General features: G+C 36.5%; 15 protein-coding genes and 1 pseudogene. 8 read left to right on the top strand and 8 right to left on the bottom strand.

Annotated features, from left to right (window positions below; translation table 11 throughout):
* Positions 1-300: 300 nt before the first annotated feature.
* Both ACDZ29_RS28455 and ACDZ29_RS28450 read right to left on the bottom strand, forming a co-directional pair.
* A complete protein-coding gene (locus ACDZ29_RS28455) occupies positions 301-1,839 on the bottom strand; it encodes a glycosyltransferase (RefSeq protein ID WP_375091301.1) in 1,539 nt (512 codons plus the stop codon).
* A 215-nt stretch (positions 1,840-2,054) separates the two neighbouring features.
* Positions 2,055-3,065, bottom strand: coding sequence for a glycosyltransferase (locus ACDZ29_RS28450; RefSeq protein WP_375091300.1), 1,011 nt, complete (start codon positions 3,063-3,065; stop codon positions 2,055-2,057).
* Between the two features lie 1,105 nt (positions 3,066-4,170).
* Between ACDZ29_RS28450 and ACDZ29_RS28445 the strand changes: the two genes are divergently transcribed.
* Positions 4,171-5,034, top strand: coding sequence for a glycosyltransferase family 2 protein (locus ACDZ29_RS28445; protein WP_375091299.1), 864 nt, complete (start codon positions 4,171-4,173; stop codon positions 5,032-5,034).
* A 553-nt stretch (positions 5,035-5,587) separates the two neighbouring features.
* Here ACDZ29_RS28445 and ACDZ29_RS28440 read toward each other — a convergent pair.
* Entirely contained in the window at positions 5,588-5,770 is a 183-nt protein-coding gene (locus ACDZ29_RS28440) for a hypothetical protein (RefSeq protein WP_375091298.1), read from the bottom strand.
* A 171-nt stretch (positions 5,771-5,941) separates the two neighbouring features.
* On the opposite strand from ACDZ29_RS28440, the gene ACDZ29_RS28435 reads away from it, so the two are divergent.
* Together ACDZ29_RS28435 and ACDZ29_RS28430 are read left to right on the top strand one after the other, a co-directional pair.
* The gene (locus tag ACDZ29_RS28435) at positions 5,942-6,997 is read left to right on the top strand and encodes a glycoside hydrolase family 99-like domain-containing protein (protein ID WP_375091297.1); all 1,056 of its coding nucleotides are present in this window, start codon (positions 5,942-5,944) and stop codon (positions 6,995-6,997) included.
* A 90-nt stretch (positions 6,998-7,087) separates the two neighbouring features.
* Positions 7,088-7,684, top strand: a complete 597-nt coding sequence (locus ACDZ29_RS28430) for a class I SAM-dependent methyltransferase (protein WP_375091296.1) — start codon at positions 7,088-7,090, stop codon at positions 7,682-7,684.
* Positions 7,685-7,948: 264 nt separating this feature from the next.
* On the opposite strand, the gene ACDZ29_RS28425 is transcribed toward ACDZ29_RS28430, so the two are convergent.
* The 4 genes from ACDZ29_RS28425 to ACDZ29_RS28410 all read right to left on the bottom strand — a co-directional run bounded on the left by ACDZ29_RS28425 (position 7,949) and on the right by ACDZ29_RS28410 (position 10,733).
* Positions 7,949-8,113 carry a hypothetical protein gene (locus ACDZ29_RS28425; RefSeq protein WP_375091295.1) on the bottom strand — a complete coding sequence of 55 codons (165 nt, stop codon included), beginning with the start codon at positions 8,111-8,113 and terminating at the stop codon, positions 7,949-7,951.
* Positions 8,114-8,631: 518 nt separating this feature from the next.
* Entirely contained in the window at positions 8,632-9,129 is a 498-nt protein-coding gene (locus ACDZ29_RS28420; RefSeq protein WP_375091294.1) for an exosporium glycoprotein BclB-related protein, read from the bottom strand.
* Positions 9,130-9,152: 23 nt separating this feature from the next.
* The gene (locus ACDZ29_RS28415; protein ID WP_375091293.1) at positions 9,153-10,559 is read right to left on the bottom strand and encodes a hypothetical protein; all 1,407 of its coding nucleotides are present in this window, start codon (positions 10,557-10,559) and stop codon (positions 9,153-9,155) included.
* A gap of 12 nt (positions 10,560-10,571) precedes the next feature.
* Positions 10,572-10,733: a hypothetical protein gene (locus ACDZ29_RS28410; RefSeq protein ID WP_375091292.1), complete on the bottom strand. Its 162-nt coding sequence runs from the start codon at positions 10,731-10,733 to the stop codon at positions 10,572-10,574.
* 1,216 nt (positions 10,734-11,949) lie between these two features.
* Between ACDZ29_RS28410 and ACDZ29_RS28405 the strand changes: the two genes are divergently transcribed.
* The 3 genes from ACDZ29_RS28405 to ACDZ29_RS28395 all read left to right on the top strand — a co-directional run bounded on the left by ACDZ29_RS28405 (position 11,950) and on the right by ACDZ29_RS28395 (position 15,404).
* Entirely contained in the window at positions 11,950-13,008 is a 1,059-nt protein-coding gene (locus ACDZ29_RS28405; protein ID WP_375091291.1) for an Ldh family oxidoreductase, read from the top strand.
* 764 nt (positions 13,009-13,772) lie between these two features.
* The gene (locus ACDZ29_RS28400) at positions 13,773-14,501 is read left to right on the top strand and encodes a glycosyltransferase family 2 protein (protein WP_375091290.1); all 729 of its coding nucleotides are present in this window, start codon (positions 13,773-13,775) and stop codon (positions 14,499-14,501) included.
* A 90-nt stretch (positions 14,502-14,591) separates the two neighbouring features.
* Positions 14,592-15,404 carry an aldolase/citrate lyase family protein gene (locus ACDZ29_RS28395; protein ID WP_375091289.1) on the top strand — a complete coding sequence of 271 codons (813 nt, stop codon included), beginning with the start codon at positions 14,592-14,594 and terminating at the stop codon, positions 15,402-15,404.
* A gap of 711 nt (positions 15,405-16,115) precedes the next feature.
* Here the strand turns inward: ACDZ29_RS28395 and ACDZ29_RS28390 are convergent.
* Positions 16,116-16,307, bottom strand: a pseudogene (locus tag ACDZ29_RS28390) (glycosyl transferase family 2); the annotation flags it as partial.
* 1,058 nt (positions 16,308-17,365) lie between these two features.
* On the opposite strand from ACDZ29_RS28390, the gene ACDZ29_RS28385 reads away from it, so the two are divergent.
* Positions 17,366-18,430, top strand: a complete 1,065-nt coding sequence (locus ACDZ29_RS28385) for a glycoside hydrolase family 99-like domain-containing protein (RefSeq protein ID WP_375091288.1) — start codon at positions 17,366-17,368, stop codon at positions 18,428-18,430.
* Between the two features lie 30 nt (positions 18,431-18,460).
* Positions 18,461-19,012: a class I SAM-dependent methyltransferase gene (locus ACDZ29_RS28380; RefSeq protein ID WP_375091287.1), complete on the top strand. Its 552-nt coding sequence runs from the start codon at positions 18,461-18,463 to the stop codon at positions 19,010-19,012.
* Positions 19,013-19,571 lie beyond the last annotated feature (559 nt).

The following is a 19,571-nucleotide window of genomic DNA, read 5'->3' as shown; positions in this document are numbered from 1 at the left end:
GTTTGATATTGGGGGAGAAATCATTTAATAAAAGCGATAAATATAATGAGGTTTTTTTCATAAACACCTTTCCCTTCCCTTTATGATTGACTGTATGATGATTTTAAGGGGAGAACTTTTACTCATAAATTCTTAATCCAATAATTAAGACGACAAAAAAAACGGGAAGGTTTATTTAACCCTCCCCATTTTAATTAAATTGTTATCAGGCGTGATAAATAAGGGTAAGATCCATGTTGAAATGGTTAAGTTTGGGCAAATTCATTAACTAGCTCCTATAGTAGCAATGCTCATCATCCTTTATTGAGGTTCAGGCATTACTACTACTTTCTCCGTACAAGAAGAGCAAAACTTAGCATATTGGATACACGTTTCTAATGAATCATTCTCCTCCATCGGCCACCATCGGATGGCTCCCATCGGAGCCACCGACGCAAAGGTTTCAAGTTCTGCAGGAATACGGCCAACAACTACGACTTCGATATCTTTAAAATTGGTATCAATTCCCTTTTGAAGAGTCTTAAATAACTGGGTATGATCATTTGTAGGACAGGAGTGAGGAATGGGAAATAGGATTGAAACCCTGGATAATTCCTCATTAATGATATGAGCAGTTTTTCGTGCGGGATTATCTGTAGTTGTCTCCCATACACGACTATACAGCACACCCTCGGGTAAATCCAGTTCTTCCAACCTTGTGCGGATTCTCTGATGATAATAATTGTTCAGTTCTTTTACGAGGATTTGAATCTGCCTATTTCTCTGAAAGGTAGAGTTATCCCCATTTTCATTTCGATATTGGATATAGAGTAAATCGGGAATCGATACATACTTCGTACAAAGAAACGTCCGAACTAGCATGTCGTAATCGTCTGCAACCAATAGTTCTTCGCGGTGTCCTCCAATCAGATGGTAAAAATCTCTCGTCCACGCACGAGGATGATTCGGTAAGCCAACCAGATGACGGATGGTATTCCCATTGATGGTAGTATGTCTTTGCACATTTTGCCATCGATTCATATCATGTACCCAGACACGATAATGTATACTGTATCCAAAACCACAATCCCAACCATACCAATGAGCATTGTGGCTCCCTACATGAACCTCTGCACAATCCCCATAGGCAAAGCCACATTCAGGGTGTTGTTGAAATGCCTCGACGATTTTCTTTAGACAGTTAGGAGTAAGGTCATCATCATGATCTACTTCCACTAAAATTTCCCCTGTACATAGACCTGCCGCATACCGTTTGATTGCCCCTATGTAGCCATTACGGGAATCTTGGCGATACCTCCTCACACGGGGATCGTCTAGAGGGAGTAAGTCTTCGTTGTATGTCTCATCATCATCACCGGAGTCGTCTACAATAACCCATTCCCAATTGGAGTACGTCTGATTCAATAGAGAACGATAAGGTCGCTGAATTTTTTCTTTGGACTTGTAACTTGCTGTGAACACGGACACTAAGGGAGTATCTGAAGAAAAATGAGTCGAAGGTAGTGTTTTATTTTCTGGGAGAGGATCGGTATGTTTGAGCCAGCAGTAAAATAAATTGAATGGTTGAATTTCTGCTGGAGAATTGAAATGTAACCAACGTTTTTTCTCGTGAGCAGGTAAGGTATACAGTGCTCTAAATTCCTCCCACCCCGTTCCCAATGAAACATAAACACGAGGATTTTTAGGATTTATATCCAATAATGCATCTTCAGGTCCATACACCTTCACTGTGATGCCACTTTCAGCCAGTCTCATGAGCATTTCTTCCAATCCATCCCCTGAATTCCTCTTGGAAACAAATAGATGGACTGTCAAAAGTGGAGTATGATTGGTTGTCATGTTTACCCTCCTAAAATAAATATCTAATTAAGTATCAATTATCATGAATACATATAGATAGAAAATTTACCGTTATTATAATACCGAGTAAATTTTTTAGGTTCCTTCCGAATATATAGTTTTAAACAAACCAATCCCATAGTTACAAATTTAATTTGAACATTAAAACATGATCAACAAGAATGAACCACCTACATCTTAATCAAAAATAGAAATTATCCATATATCAATTTCAACAGAGTTGCTAGTCTTTTCGCGTAAGTATGACTTTTTAATGTTTGAATATACCCACTTTGAGCAATAGTATTTCTCTCCTCGTCATGGTTTATATAATAGTCTATCTTTTCAGTTAATTCCGAAGGAGATGTGTAAGTTTCAATTTCCTTCCCTATTTCATAATAACGTGGTAATTCTTGTCGAATATCCGAAAGCTGAAATGCGCCGCAGGCAGAAATTTCGAAGGTTCGAGGGTTAATTGAAAGGGCCGGTAGTTTATTACTGTTACGGTTGAATAACGTAGTATCATCGTATAAACGATGGTTATTAATCACAATTTTGGATTGATTCATAAGGCGAGCCGATGCACTCGGAGATAGGAATCCAAAATGGATTTTATCGGAAAGTAAGTGATAATTCCGCATTCTGTCCCAACGTGACCCCACGATAAGTGTATTTTTTTTTGATAGAAAGGGAGCAATTTCGTCAAACAAAGAGATTCTGTTGTTCCAACCTGCCCCCATAAAACAAACGTCTATAAAGTTATCCTTCCTCTCTCTCTGATAATGAAAAATTTTTGTATTGACTGCGAGAGGTAAATAATGAACTTGGGGACAACCTAAAAGTTGATAGTAAGATACACAGCTTAACTCTTGTGTAAAAACATAATGATAATGGGGGGCAATGTTTGTCATTACGTCTGTATAATATGGGTCATCCGTAAACCACACCGCTGTTTTAATCCCCATTTCCCTAATGGCATTCACTTGGTCAATAGGAAATGTATCTCCCAGTAAAACAAGTACAAGGTCCGGCCTAAATTCAGCTGCAAGACTGACCACATCTTGCTCCGCTTTGGCTGTATATACTTCACGCACTAAATTTCTAAGCTCCTTAATAATTCCTTGATTGATAATTGTATAGGTATCTCCATGCCTAGAATGAACATAAAGTACACTTTTATTCCAGAAATCAAATCTGTCATTAAGTCCAATCTCATCTTTGACCATTAAATCCGATGATTGACCCTCCCCCCCTTCTTTCCGCTCAACAGTGTAACCGTTTTTTTTTTGTCATTAAATTCATTTTTAATATCATTTTCTTTGAGCATCTCTATTTTTATCTCCTTTTCCTACTTAAATATTGCCTTTTCTAGTTCCCACTGAAGCAAATCTTAGTCCATGAGTTCAAAATTGAGAACTTTACACAAGCCTTGTTTGTCTTATGCTTTTATATAAATCATTCAAGCTAGTACAACAAATCTTTGGTTTTTAATTCATTATCAAGGTTGGACGAAGATAATATTCCACACGTACAAGAATCGGCAATGGCTAGCTATATTATGAAATGAAAGTCATATTGGAACTCGGGAAAGTAATTTCCATTTTATTTATAAAAAAATATAATACATTTTAGGTCTTCTTAATCACGAAAAAATAAAGCAAGTGAGAAATCCCATTGGTACAAAAGGTTATCTTTATCACCGTTATTCTTCCTTATTAATATGTGAAATAGTAGAAAATATGACTCAATGAAAAACTCAAACCTTCTTGTCATAATTTAATAACACCACAATATCAATGGATACTTTTGTAGCGAAATGGCGATGTAAATTTCTTGTGCTGCTATGTTGAAAGGACTTGAAGTGTCTACAAAAGGCGTGAATTAAAGAGCGAGTATGCAAAAGCTACGAAGCAAGCATGTAATTTCCAGTAAAATCAATAAAATTTTGAATCAGTTGAAGTCTATTACCCTGGCGTTAGCAATATATTTAGGTAAGGAATTGAATTGAATATTCATACAATCATGAAAAAAACTCCACTTTTACGTCCTAACCTTGAAAAGAAAGAAAAGCTAATCCCCAATTTATCTGAGATAGAATAATCTTAATATATAGTATTTTTGACCCTCTCCATTCACGTTTTGAACAACGAGTATTGGCTGAATAATTTGAACACATTGGGTAAAAAAATACCATTGGGGTCTTGGTCGGTCTTTTCGGGAGGACTTTTACTAATGAAGACATACCGGAAATAATATTGTACGCAGAGAACATGCAAAGTTCAAAATAAGTTTTCATGTATCTTTCAAAAACAAAACAAGGGGGATGTCATTGTGGGAAATCCTTTAGTTAGTGTAGTCATTCCTGCGTATAATCGACCGGATACTTTAAAAATAGCGATTGACAGTGTATTAGAACAAACCTACCCTAATATCGAAATTATTATTTGTGATGATAGTACCGATGATCGAGTACAAGAAATGCTTGGACCTTATTTAGGTTCAAATCCTAAAATTAAGTATTATAAAAACGAAAAAAATTTATTTCTAAAAAATTGGCATAAATGCTATGATTTGGCATCAGGTGAATATATTAATTACTTGATGGATGATGACGTTTTCCAAAAAGAAAAAATTGCGAAAATGATCTATTTTTTTAATGAATTCGAAAATATTACACTTGTCACATCTTATCGACAAACTATCGATGAATCAGGTCAGTTTCTCCCTCCTATTGGTGCAACGGCAAGGTTATATGATGAAACAAGAATCTTTGACGGAAAGGTGTTGGGAAACCTTGCATTAATCCGTTGTCAAAATGTCATCGGTGAACCGACAACAGTGTTATTTAGAAAAAAAGATCTTACCGAACTTTATGGAGTGTACAAAGGGAAACAGTATTCTCTTATCAATGATCTTGCAGCCTGGTTGTCATTGCTATCCAAAGGGAAAGCTGTGTATATTCCCGAAGCTCTTAGTTATTTTCGAAGACATCCTAATCAAAATAACAATACACTAGGTCTAAAAACATTTAGTGAATGGTTAGATATTATGATCGCCTCACGAGGAGATGGTTTTCTTGATACGAACCATTTATTCAAAACTGCTCTACACTCTTATCGTGAACGTGTAAAGAATTATCATGAATTTGTTGAAGATATCAAGCAGATTGAAATGATATTAACAACCCTTGACTAAAAAACTAGCTTTGTGACGCTTAGTTGTTCATTAATCTGTAAATGCTCAATTTCTTTGATAAAAAGGGATTGATGATATTATTAAGTGAATTTTAATAATGTTTCTACTCCTTTATAGAATAGTTCAATTCTCATTTGTTAATAAAGGAAGCTTACTTTACTATCTTTTGCAGATAATATGGTCTTGAAATAGGCCAATTAACTCCAATTTTAGGGTCGTCCCAAAAATTTCATGTTCAGAATAATAGTACTGGTCTACTTTATAAATACATTCATATTAAAAACAAGTGTGCAAAAGCCATGAGCCAATCCTCTTGGAATACGATCTATCCACTGACCAAAGTATAGAGGTTTAGAAGAATAACAACACTAACATCAAAAATGTCGTCTGAACAAACTCGACCAACTTTGTGATAAAGAATGGTTTTCTTGAATAAATTGTATTTCTCCCAATTTCAAAGCGGCTCTAGGATTTGTACTTGAAGCTTTGTATCTTTGACATTCATATCCCACCGTTTTTTTTTGTGCCAGCATTCTCCATTAACCATTTTCTATTATTGATAGCCAGGTTGATATGATGGCAAGCTTATATAACCGGATGGCTTTAATCGAAGCTTTCTGGTATCTTTTTTGACATCTCCTTTATTTGGATGGTGGTTAATGATGTATATACTTTCCACTTTTGAATATCTCAATTTAAGCCCAATATAACTACAATATCGTAATCTGAAATCCATACGATTAATAAAATAAGAATCCTCTTCAGTTTATCACTAAAAAACCTATTTCTTTTATACTGGACTCTTTAGATCATTATTATCAATTGAATGGGTCAACCCAATCCAATTAATTAAATAATAATGAAACAAGGTGTTCTAGTTAAACATTATTATAGGAGTGACAAAAATTTGAAACTTATAGCCTTCTATTTGCCCCAATTTCATCAAATTCCAGAAAATAACCTTTGGTGGGGACAAGGATTTACCGAATGGACGAATACAAAAAAAGGTCAAACGTTGTTTCCTGGACATAATCAACCGAGGGAACCTTATCAAGATTATTACTATGATTTGACAGATGCAACTGCAAGAAAATGGCAAGCACAAATTGCCAAAAAATACGGTATCTATGGATTTTGCTACTATCATTATTGGTTCAAGGGGAAAAGGTTACTTGAAAAACCATTTAATGAGGTCCTTCGAACAGGAGAACCTGATCTTCCCTTCTGTCTCTCATGGGCAAATGAACCGTGGACTAGAAGGTGGGATGGGTGGATTCACGACGTCTTAATGCCTCAAGATTATGGTGATGAAGAGGATTGGAAAGAACACTTTGATTTCCTACTAACAGCATTTAAGGATGAAAGGTATATCAGAGTGGACAACAAACCTTTATTTACTATATATCGATCCGGTAGCATTCCAAGATGTGAAGAAATGTTACTATATTGGCAAAATCTAGCTAAACAAAATGGTCTAGAGGGTATTTACTTTGTTAAAACCTTAGCGGCATTCACGATTCCTCAAATTGCAGGGTTCGATGCTTGTCTAGAATTTGAACCCGGTTACACTTTGAATCATGGAGGTGGTTATACTTTCCGGAGAGCTGTGGATGGGTATCAACAAAAGTTTATTGTGATGGACTATGATCAAGTATGTTCACGTATGTTAGATAGGTCTGATATAAAGAAAAATATAAAGACATTTCCAGGTGCATTTATTGATTGGGATAACTCGGCCAGAGTAGGAAATCGAGCACTCATTTTTAAAGGGTCAACCCCTGAAAAATTCTCTTACTATCTAAGCCAACAAATTCAAAAAGCAGTGAACATAAATAATAGTGAATTTTTGTTTATCAATGCTTGGAATGAGTGGGCGGAAGGAACATATTTGGAGCCAGATAAGAAGTATGGATATCAATATTTGGAAGCAGTAAAAAATGCATTGAATAATAATGGATTTTGATAAACTTTTCTATAAATCTTAGTAACTCTTCGAATCATTTAGATAATTATTGGATGTATGAAACTACGATAAAAGAGGTGACTAAATAAATTGAATACACAAGGAGATTATCCTCAATTAAAGATTAGTGAATTGTATAGTTTCATTGAAAGCGTAGATGGCTGGTTGACACATTTGGAACAAACGGCACTTCTGCATCTACCAGCTTTAGTTGACCATTTGAAAGGAGACATCATTGAGATTGGTTCTTATAAAGGAAAAAGTACAACAGCCTTAGGTCTCGGAAGTAAGTGGATTAGTGAGCGCAAACGTTCGATATATGCAATTGATCCATTTATTCCTGATAAAGAATATCATGGAAATTACTTTAACGATTTTCAAAAAGCAATTAAAGGTTTTCAATTAGAGAACTATGTAATTCCAATAAAGAACTACAGTCATGAAGCAATCGTTGATTGCCCTGAGCTTATTTCAGCACTTTTTGTTGATGGCAATCATAGCTATTTAAGCGTAAAGCAGGATATACAACTTTATGCTCCAAGAGTCGTAACCGGAGGCATGATTGCATTTCATGACTACAGTACTTACCTAGATGTCAAAAGAGCTGTTGATGAACTTTGTGAGAGTAAAGAATACGTATATGTCTGTGATTACGACAGTTTGCGCCTAATCCGTAAATTAAACTAAAATCTTTAAATAATACAATGCATGCAGTACTACGCTTTTTGTATAGGAGAATAAATAACACCTTTAAATAATAATTTTGAAGGTGTTATCTTATAACTAGTAGTACAAGATTAACCTTTGACTACTCCTTACCGTGCCATGATTCCACTAAACTCGAACAGCTGAAAAAGAACCACTTGGTTATATCGTTAGCTTTTATGATGAACTTTCCTCTACGTATTGGATCCCATTCGAATGCAACCGCATCTTTTTCCCTCCATCTCTTTAGGTCTTTTCCTTTAATTTTGATATTTCTTTTTGTTCTTTGATATATTTTTCTTCTTTCTTCCTTCCAACGCTGTTTTTATATTTACTTTTTGGTCTAACTCCCGCTGTGTTAATGCAATATCCTTCATTTAAATCACGATTCGAAAAGTGGGTGCGTAACAATTAAAACCTCCACTTACCCTGAACAATTAAAGGCAAATGTTGCAATTGAATTAAATACCAAATTTCAAAATTGTATATGGTGGTTTTTCTATACAAAAGCAACAGAAGCGAGTCGATGAGAAGATTCTTAACTTTATTTAAAAAAGCCAGTGAACTTTAAGATAAAATGAATGGCAAAGAAAAATGAATAGATACCTTTAAAGCATATGTTAAGATTCATTTTACTTTCTCCTACTTTATATAGCTGCTTTACGATCCTCTAATTTAACGAATCTGATCGTTACTATTTATTATACATTCAGGATGGGAATCGATTTTTAAATAAAAATACCTGACCCCATAAGAACTTGGCAGTCAGGTAGTCAGGATTAAAGCCAAAAATAAAAAAAGATTGTAGAGAAAAATATACTTTCTCTACAATCTGAGCCAATTTATTTTCAAAATGATTGTGCTCCATTTTGTTTTTCTGAAATTCATTTGTTAGATAAAATTGGAGTATTCAGAATTCCTGTTTTTTATTAGGAGATTGCAATACCTGCACTTGCAAAACCTGTAAGGCTATCGAGAAGCACCAAGACACCTGAGTCTTCTAAAGAAAAAACCATTAATAGTTTATCTCCTGCACTTACTGGTATTGATATCGAATTATTAGTATTAGATGCATTATCTCCAAGGACTACAAGTGGAGTAAAGTCTGGTGCTAAATCTACAAAGGCGCCTGGTATTGGAGTAAAGGTGCTGCTATTTGCAGTTGTACTCCTCCATAATTGTGCTCTAACAGTTACATCTTCACTTATTATTACTCCCACTGTAGCACTAAAGAACGCAGATATTGATTCGATTGTTCCGGCACGAGGAACAACAAATGCGAAGTCCCCGACAGCTATCGTTATTAATCCTCCAGCAATAGAAACACCGGAAACAGAACTTCCGAATCCAATGAGACCTCCAGTATCCGCTAATCCAAGAACTGAAGTCAGTGTAATAGGAGCAACACCTGATGCGAATGGGATCATAGCACCAGTAGCTGCGGTTATTACTACTGGTCCTTGGTTACCTTGCGGGCCCTGGTCGCCTTGCGGGCCTTGGTCTCCTTGTGGGCCTTGGTCACCTTGTGGGCCTTGGAATCCTTGCGGGCCTTGGTCGCCTTGTGGGCCTTGGAATCCTTGCGGGCCTTGGTCTCCTTGTGGGCCTTGGAATCCTTGCGGGCCTTGGTCACCTTGTGGGCCTTGGAATCCTTGCGGGCCTTGGTCGCCTTGTGGGCCTTGGAATCCTTGCGGGCCTTGGTCGCCTTGTGGGCCTTGGAATCCTTGCGGGCCTTGGTCCCCTTGTGGGCCTTGGAATCCTTGCGGGCCTTGGTCGCCTTGTGGGCCTTGGAATCCTTGCGGGCCTTGGTCTCCTTGTGGGCCTTGGAATCCTTGCGGGCCTTGGTCTCCTTGTGGGCCTTGGAATCCTTGCGGGCCTTGGTCCCCTTGTGGGCCTTGGAATCCTTGCGGGCCTTGGTCGCCTTGTGGGCCTTGGAATCCTTGCGGGCCTTGATCGCCTTGCGGGCCTTGATCGCCTTGCGGGCCTTGGAATCCTTGTGGGCCTTGATCGCCTTGCGGGCCTTGGAATCCTTGTGGGCCTTGGTCGCCTTGCGGGCCTTGGTCGCCTTGTGGGCCTTGGAACCCTTGCGGGCCTTGGTCACCTTGTGGGCCTTGATCCCCTTGTGGGCCTTGGAATCCTTGCGGGCCTTGGTCGCCTTGCGGGCCTTGGTCGCCTTGCGGGCCTTGGTCGCCTTGTGGGCCTTGCGGGCCTTGATCCCCTTGTGGTCCTTGAACCCCTTGTGGTCCTTGGTCGCCTTGCGGACCTTGGTCGCCTTGCGGGCCTTCGTCGCCTTGCGGGCCTTGGTCGCCTTGCGGGCCTTGTGGGCCTTGCGGGCCTTGGTCGCCTTGCGGGCCTTGGTCGCCTTGCGGGCCTTGGTCGCCTTGCGGGCCTTGTGGGCCTTGCGGGCCTTGGTCGCCTTGTGGGCCTTGGTCGCCTTGTGGGCCTTGGTCACCTTGCGGGCCTTGGTCACCTTGCGGTCCTTGATCGCCTTGTGGGCCTTGAGTCCCTTGTGGTCCTTGTGGTCCTTGATCGCCTTGTGGTCCTTGAGGCCCTTGCGGTCCTTGATCGCCTTGTGGTCCTTGAGGCCCTTGCGGTCCTTGATCGCCCTGTGTTCCTTGAGGCCCTTGCGGTCCTTGATCGCCTTGTGGTCCTTGAGGCCCTTGTGGTCCTTGATCGCCTTGTGGTCCTTGAGGCCCTTGTGGTCCTTGATCGCCTTGTGGCCCTTGTGGTCCTTGTGGTCCTTGTGGTCCTTGTGGCCCTTGTGGCCCTTGTGGCCCTTGTGTTCCTTGTGACCCTTGTGGTCCTTGAGACCCTTGTGTTCCTTGTGGTCCTTGAGGCCCTTGCGGTCCTTTTTTATCATTATCAGATACGTTTACTTCCACATTAACGTTTTGCTCGACCTTTTGTTCTTGTTTAGAATCGCATTTGCATTGACTATGTCCGCAATCCTTACATTTGTTATGATCGCATCTGCATTGACTATGTCCGCAATCCTTACATTTGTTATGATCGCATTTGCATTTGCTATGTCCACAATCTTTACATTTTTTATCTTTTTTATCCTTACCCAATTTTGTATCCTCCTTTTCACAAAACATTACTTTATCTTATGAATCCTGAATTAATTGGATTGGATAAAACCTGCCCATTTTTTTAAAACAACGAACCATTTTAAAATCCCTAAGCATATTCTTATAAGTCTACGTTATCCAGACTTTGAATAAAGGAAATGAACCAAAGACACGATCGTTGTATGAGGAATGAATAAGCCTCGTTCTTCCTTTAATGAATTTAACCTTACTTTGGAACTTAACAATGTGACTGACTAACACGATTTTCGTCACAATGAGCATATATATGAAAGATAATAGGGGGAAAGTAAAATCAGGAAGAGTACTGGATTAGTAAGGATCAAGAATTGTTATGCTGCTGAACTATGAGGGCCTATGTTAAAGAAACCAGAATTCATCCATTATATTCGGAGAAAAACGAGTTCAAAAGCTTGATTAACCAAAGAAGTAATTATTGTTACAGATTATGTATGCTTATTGGGGAAAGGGAATTCTAAAACTAGCTGTAAAACATTGTAATAGGTCCAAAGTACATCGGACGAATGACTCGAGTGGGAAGACAAATGAGGAGAAGTTTTTAAAAAAAAACCATTTTAAAAATTGAGAGGTATAATAATGATGGTTTTTTTCATAAACACATTTCCATTCCCAATTTGATTCACTAACATACCAAAATACAGCCGTATGTAATTTCTTCATTTCTAAGAAATGCATTCCTAACCTGCAGCAAAATTCGGTGCGTGGGTGATCCTAGAATGATCATAGATGGAGTCAAATGCTTTCATATGTTCATTTACATTGAATATTAATCAGTAAATTTTTCATATGTAGAGATATTATCTTCTACCTCCTGATGCAAATTATGATATGTAGAAACTTAGAACCTCAATATCCATCCTTTTCATCTATGAATTATAATGCTACTAATTTATGTATGTATTCAATCTCATTTTGGACAACTCCCCAAAATTTCCTTTATATGTCTTTTTACGATTAAATCCCCCCCAAGCTTTAACTTTAGCATTCTTAAAGCAAGGGCTGAATATAATAATTCAATTGCACATTTACAGTATCTAAAAGTTTGCGTATCGCAATAATAGTCACCAACCTTATTAATCACACTTCTTGCTGCCCCTTTTATTTTGGGTTAGTAAATCAGATTAAATAGGAGGTAAATTAATGAATAACCAAAACACTACTAGAGTTCAAGTTAGTCAAGTTAAAAGAGTTATTACAACTTTATTTAATAGTTACGGGATTTCTGAGAGGGATTCAGAGGTAATTACAAACTCTTTTATTGAAGCGGATTTGTGTGGAGTAAATACTCATGGAGTAACGGTAGTCCCCGCTCATATTGAAAAGTTAAAGGTAGGTGGTTACAATATTAATCCCAATATAAGAAAAGTAAGAGAAGGAATCTCATTTGCAGTAGTAGATGGTGATGGCTCATTCGGAGCATTGTCAGCAGAGTATTCTATGAAATTAGCAAAAGAAGAAGCAAAACAAAAAGGAACATTTAGTGTATTTTCTTATAATAACAATACATTTGGTCCTGCATTTTACTATTCAGCCATGGCTGCAGAAGAAGGTTTGATTGGTATAGTAATGTGTAATACTCCTCCAGCTATGGCTCCGTGGAACGGAAATGAAAAACTTTTAGGTACTAATCCGTTTTCAATTTCAATTCCAGTTAAAAAAGGATTTCCAATTACTTTAGATATGGCTACTAGTCAGGTTGCTAAATCAAAAATAAATATCGCATTAAGAGATGGGAAAGAGATACCCATAGGCTGGGCTACCGATATAAATGGAGATCCAACGACAGACCCTCAAAAGGCCGTTGAAGGTATGGTATTACCTTTAGGTGGTTATAAAGGATATGGTATTTCTATGATGGTAGATATTTTATCTGGGGTACTATCTGGTGCATCATTCTTAAATGATGTTGGATCTTTTTATAGAAATATGGAAAATTGCATGAACGTAGGCTTTATGTTTGTTGTAATTGATCCTAAATTAATTATAGGAGAAGTTTTCTATGATTTAATTAAAGATTATTACAATATAATAAAATCAAGTTCTAGTGTAATTAAAGGGGATGAAATTTTGATTCCAGGTGACAGAAAATCCAATTTTAAAAAACAATTTTCTGATACTGGTATAGAGATAAATAAAGAAACGATAAATAAGTTAAATCAATATTTACTTGAAAACAATATAAACATGAAATTAGCTTAGATTGAAAAGAATAATCTATCATAAGAGGGTAATAAATACTATGACCGGTAAAGGTAATGAAAAGTTAAAACAAACCTTCAAACTCTGTAGAGTGCCAACATATTAACATAAATTACACGCTAAAACATTACATTGAAGTGAAAAGACGGTTTTTCCGACACTAAAATAACTGTCTTTTTGTTGTTCCTATTGAACTTCCTTTCCTAACCTTCCTTTATTTAAATTATTCACTTTTTTATTTAAACTTTTTAATCAGCTTCCCTTTTTAGTGAAAAAAACTCTATTACTGGCCCCTTTTCTACTTGTCCATCAACAAAAATAAACCGATGTTGACAGGCAGTTCAGAATCCTCCTAATCTAAAAGATACAGCCGTTCTTTTCTTCTCTTTAATTCTTTTAAGCAACGATAGCTTCGTCGGGGTATAGTTTTGAAACTGGACTTTATAATCCGATATGAGTTGATCCTGTTTTTTTGTTCTCTTTCGTAAACAGCTGTGGCATTGTTCTAATGCTGCCTTCTTCCATTGCCTTAACTGAGATTGAAAATCGACTACTGTCCTAATTTATTCGTCTATAAATAGCATATTATATAGGCCTTAGAGTATTAATAAGATTGAAAGAAAAATATATGGTTCGAGATCACTGTAAAGGATGGGGAAATCATGAAAAATGAACCATTATAACAAACGTTTTCAATTCAAAAGATGATATAACGGTTAATCTAATACTAAAAGAACTTTCAACTTATGGAAGGGGCGCATCACGTGATAATACATTTATATGCCTTATGCTGGAACGAAGAAAAAATGCTTCCGTATTTTTTCAAGCATTATGATAACATAGTTGATCAGTATTATATTTTTGATAATGACTCAACAGACAATTCCTTATCAATTTTACGATCACATTCCAAAGTGAATGTAAATAAATTCGAGATACAGGGTTTTTCTGTTGTTCAATCAACACTAGATCAATACAATCAATGCTGGAAACATAACAAAGTGAAGGCCGACTGGGTTATCATCTGTAACATAGATGAACATTTTTATCATCCTAATTTTAGAAAGTACCTGGAAGAATGTACTTCTAATGGTATTACACTCATTGTACCCGAAGGTTATGAAATGGTTTCGGATTTATTCCCCAATAGTAACGAACCTTTGTATGAAAGTATAAGGTATGGAGTTAAAAAGGAATATCTAGATAAACCCCAAATTTTTAATCCGAGTGAGATTAAAGACATAAATTTTTCTGTTGGTAGGCATTCTGCTTCTCCTACGGGTAATGTTAAAAAGCCGTCCAATAAAGAAATACTGCTTTTACACTATAAATATATAGGATTTAACTATTTAAACAGACGATTGTCTGAACTAAGAACAAGGCTTAGAGTAATGGATCATATTAATAAATGGGGATATCATTATTTATGGGATGAAGAAAAAAAACTTCAGGAATTTGAAAAGTTGAAAAAAGAATCTGTTAAAGTATTGTAAAGTAAACCCATGATCCTCTTCATCTACATTGACAAATGCCGACTGGATATATTCATTGAAGAAGTAATAGCATGGAAGGTGGATTAACCTATGATTTTATCTTTTATTACCAACGACCCTATTATGGCTACTTATGTACAGGCTGCAGGAATAGATCGTATTATGATTGACCTAGAGGTAAAAGATAAAAACATCCGCCAATCTGGTAGAAATCTTTTTTTATCAGATCATTCGATCATTGATATTCCAACAATAAAAAAAAAATTAAAAAAAAATTCTCTTTTTGTCCGTATAAATCCTATTAACAATAATTCAAAAAAAGAGGTGGATACCGTAATCCGAATGGGAGCGGATATCGTGATGCTCCCTTTTTTTCATTCCATGGATGAGGTAAAAACTTTTCTAAAGCTAACGGATGGGACGGTTAAAAATAGCTTGTTGATTGAAACTAAGGAAGCAGCAGAACTTCTTCCTCAAATAGTTGATTTGAAGGGCGTTCATGAAATTCATATAGGATTTAATGATCTTAGCATAAGTTTTGGATACAAGACTATTTTTGAACCTATATTGAATGGCTCATTACAAGAATATGCCACAATTGTTAACAATAAAAAACTTCCATGGGGGTTCGGAGGTATAGCAAAATTATCAGATACAACACTTCCCGTAAATCCAGAATTAATATTATGTGAACAATTAAGATTAAAATCCTCTGTAGGATGGTTAGGAAGAAGTTTCCGCGATTCATTAGATAGAAACAATATAAGCTTGTCCCTTCAGAAAGAGGTTTCAATAATAAGAAATTTCCTCCGTGATTATACTCAAGCTCCAAAAGATTTTTTTGATCTTAAACATATAGAACTTTTAGAACAGATTCATTTAATGAAAAATCAAATGAAGTAATAAATTACAGTACATTCTATATGTACCAATTTATCTATTATAGACTATTCCAACAACTAGGACTTCTTCTCCGAAATCTAACATTATATCATGGTTTTCTGGAAGTTCTTACGTATAAGTAATTGTATATCTGGATGGTTGCCCATTTTTGTATCCATATCATAAGAAACCTGATTTCCTATGTTGTCAATAAGGTCAATTTACATAAGCTTATTCTTGTTCTCATTATATGCCAATATTTTCTTGTTCATTTAACCTCCCTCAATATAGAAAGCGCAAGCTCTCTCGATTTCTCGGGTTTTCTTAGAGTTTCATAGTCATCAGATTACAAGGGTTTTCTTCCAAATTGATTAAACTATCTAAAAGGATATAATTGGGGATTTAAAAAAAAGACTTATAATACACTAGCAAACTCCATATAAAAATAGGGTAGAAATTATGATCGCACTGGTGGATGTCTACATATCTCACGAAGTTCAACCCTCCCATGTCTCACAGAGTCTTCGCTCTCAAATTCCTTCCTCCAACCTTACAATGAGATGGATGTCAGTCACGCTGACCCACAGGGTCCATGCCGAGGTTTAGTTGTTACTGACATCGTGCTTCACATGTCCAATAACTATTGATACCAAACGACTATTCAATCTACACAAGAATTAAGCGACTGCTTCTGTTATCTGGTGTCCTGCATTTGAGGATAGCCTTCAACAGTAAACCAACCAAATGACCGATGGTATTCCCATTCATGGTAGTTTGTCTTTGCACATTTTGCCATCGATTCATTTCATGTACCCAGACTCGATAATATATACTGTATCCAAAGCCACAATCCCAACCATACCAATGAGCATGCTGGCTCTCAACGTGCTCTGCACAATCCCCTTAAGCAAAGCCACATTCAGGTGTTGTTGAAATGCGATTTCTTGACATATCCATCCCCTTTTCAAAAATCCGACACACAAATTATTGATTCGTGTTGATTCATTTGTAAGTTTTTATAAACCTTAACCATTCTCTTCATCTGAAAAGGTGAAATATAGACTGTTGGAAGATGAAGGGGTTTATTCTGTAAATTACCATCTTAGTTCAAGGGAAACTATAAGGGGAAAATTTGAATAAAACGTTTAATTCCCAGTAATATCCAAAATAATTTGTGTTCCAAGGTATATTAGCATTCATGAATTCATAAGAATTTGTAATGCTCCTATCCACGTTTGATTAATCAGCTAAATTTACAATAAAGTTACTGCATGAGTGTTTTAACTTTCTGTATTCCCTGTCCACTGGCTATCAATAATGAAATTAATTAATGAGACTGCAAAAAGCATCCTATTGCACATTGATATATTGGTGGGGATTAAGAAACCATTCTCTATCACAAAGTTGCACCGAGTTTATTCAGGTGCCATTTTGAATGTTATTTTTGTTACTCGAATAAACCCCAGACTTTTGGTCAGTGGATAGGATGTAATTTTTAGTAAAAAAAATTAATACGCCAGGTTCTTATTCCAAAAGGTTTGGCTCATGGTTTTTGCACACTGGTTATCTTGAAAATTAGAGATAATTAGATTATTTCCTTTATTGGAACATGCAAATATATCCCACCGATAAAATAAGAAATCTCTACAGTTTGTCACGATAATAAATAAATTTCTTTTATACAGGACTCTTTTGGATGACAAGCTTATATAACGGATGGAAGCTGCTCTTTTATACATCTCCCTTTATTTGATTAGGGTTTGATAATATATATGGAAAACTCCTAAGCAAATTTCACGTTTACTTTCCATATCGCAATTAAGCCTGAAATGTATCCCAAAATAAGAATGGGATGAATACAATATAACTACAGCTGTGATTATCAATGAATGAATGAATGGGTGAAGCTCAATCCTATTGGTTTAAATATTAATGAAACAAAAGTGTTCTAATTTAAACATTATTATAGGAGTGACAAAAATTTGAAACTTATAGCCTTTTATTTACCTCAATTCCATGAAACTCCAGAAAATAATCGTTGGTGGGGAAAAGGATTCACCGAATGGACCAATACAAAAAAAGCAGAGCCTCTATTTCCTGGACATTATCAGCCGAAAGAGCCATACCAAGACTATTACTATGATTTGACAGACGAATCTGCAAGGGAATGGCAAGCACAAATTGCAAGAAAATATGGCATCTATGGATTTTGTTATTATCATTACTGGTTTAAAGGAAAAAGATTTCTTCATAAACCATTTGATGTAGTTCTTCAAAAAGGGAAGCCCGATTTCCCCTTCTGTCTTTCCTGGGCAAACGATCCGTGGACCAGAACATGGACCGGTTCAAATCATGAGGTATTGGCAGATCAAGATTACGGAGAAAAAGCAGATTGGAAAGAACATTTCGAATTTCTCCTAACAGCATTTAAAGATAAAAGGTATATCAGAGTAGCAAACAAACCTTTATTTCTGATTTATCGTCCTAGCGATATTCCCAATTGCGAGGAAATGCTGGAGTATTGGCAAAAATTAGCTGTTGAAAATGGGCTTGATGGAATTTATGTTATCCAAACTTTAAATAGATTTAACAACCCTCAACTTAAAGGTTTCGATGCTCGTCTTGAGTTTGAGCCTGGATACACAATGTATTTAACAAATGGTATCCATTGTGGAAGAGCAGTTGATGGTTATAAGCAAAAATTTGATCTAATGGATTACGATAAATACTGGTCCTCTATACTAGAAAGAATGGCTGACAAGGATAGTCTAAAAACTTATCTAGGAGCCTTCCTCGATTGGGATAACTCCGCCCGGGTTGCAGGAAATGCCCCCCTCATCTTCACCGGCGCGACTCCCGAAAAATTTTCCTTTTATCTAACACAACAAATAAAAAGATCTCTTGAAATAAACAGTGACATTTTGTTTATTAATGCCTGGAATGAATGGGGCGAAGGAACCTATTTAGAACCGGATAAAAAATACGAGTTCCAATATTTAGAAGCGGTAAAAAATGCATTAGAAAATAACGGGTTTTGTGAGAGGTGACCTAAAATTACTCAGTTTCAAATTAGCCAATTGTATAATTTCATTGATTCAGTCAGTGGGTGGTTGACACCTTCAGAGCAAACTGCATTACTACATTTGCCAGCTCTTGTTGATCATTTAGATGGGGAAATTGTTGAGATCGGTTCCTTTAAAGGTAAAAGTACTGTTGCATTAGGTCTCGGGAGCAAGTCGATAAGTGAAAGAAAACGAACAATTTTTGCCATTGATCCTTTTATCTCTAATGGAGCTTATGCCGATTATTTTAATGAATTTCAGAATAATATTCTAAATTTCCGTCTTGCAAACTATGTAACTCCAATAAAAAATTTCAGCCATGATGCTATAAAAGATTGTCCTGAGAGCATATCTGCCCTGTTTGTAGATGGAGACCATAGTTATTTAGGCGTAAAAAGAGATATAGAGTTATATGCTCCAAGAGTTGTCCGCGGAGGATTTATAGCGTTTCATGACTACACTGTTTATCCTGATGTTAGAAGGGCTGTTGATGAACTATGTGAGAGTAAAGAGTATGTACTTGTTTGTGATTACGATAGTTTGCGCCTCATACGTAAATTGAAATAACAGTAAAAGTTAATTCAGATTAAGTTATCTAAACCTGATTAAAGGTTAGTAAAGAAATCCTAATCGTTTAAGCAGCTATTGATGACTCTGGTATTTTAAACCAGGGTCATTTTGTTTAGTCTCTAGTTGTCTACTGTTAATTATTTTCTGCTTATTCATTTAACTTTAGCGAAGCAACTGTTATTAACAGAAGCAAAAATAGAACTGAAATACCCAGCTATGATCGTGTTCTGTATAGCATTAATCCTTTTATAAATACATACCACAGATAGGACAATCCCCAACAATGCACCACACAAAGTTGGTATCAATTAGCCGGCAATGGGAAACTACCTAACAGACCTTCCCTTTTATACAGAGAATGTATAAGTTCAAAATGTTGTTATCACTTTTGGGGCAAAAAAAGAACCCCAAACCATAAGTTAAGAGAGCCATTTAAAACATAAAAAGAACGGTTTGGAGAACTGAGGTGCCCGACGAGCGGCTTTAAGACTGTTTTTTTACGTTCATTCATTTTATGTTTATGACCCGTTTTCAAACTTTTGTATTAACATTTTGG

Origin of the sequence: Peribacillus sp. RS7 (assembly GCF_041956845.1) — a bacterium.
In the GTDB taxonomy this organism is placed as follows: domain Bacteria; phylum Bacillota; class Bacilli; order Bacillales; family DSM-1321; genus Peribacillus.
The sequence above is the reverse complement of the archived record's forward strand: the minus strand, read 5'-3'. Positions and strand labels throughout refer to the sequence as shown.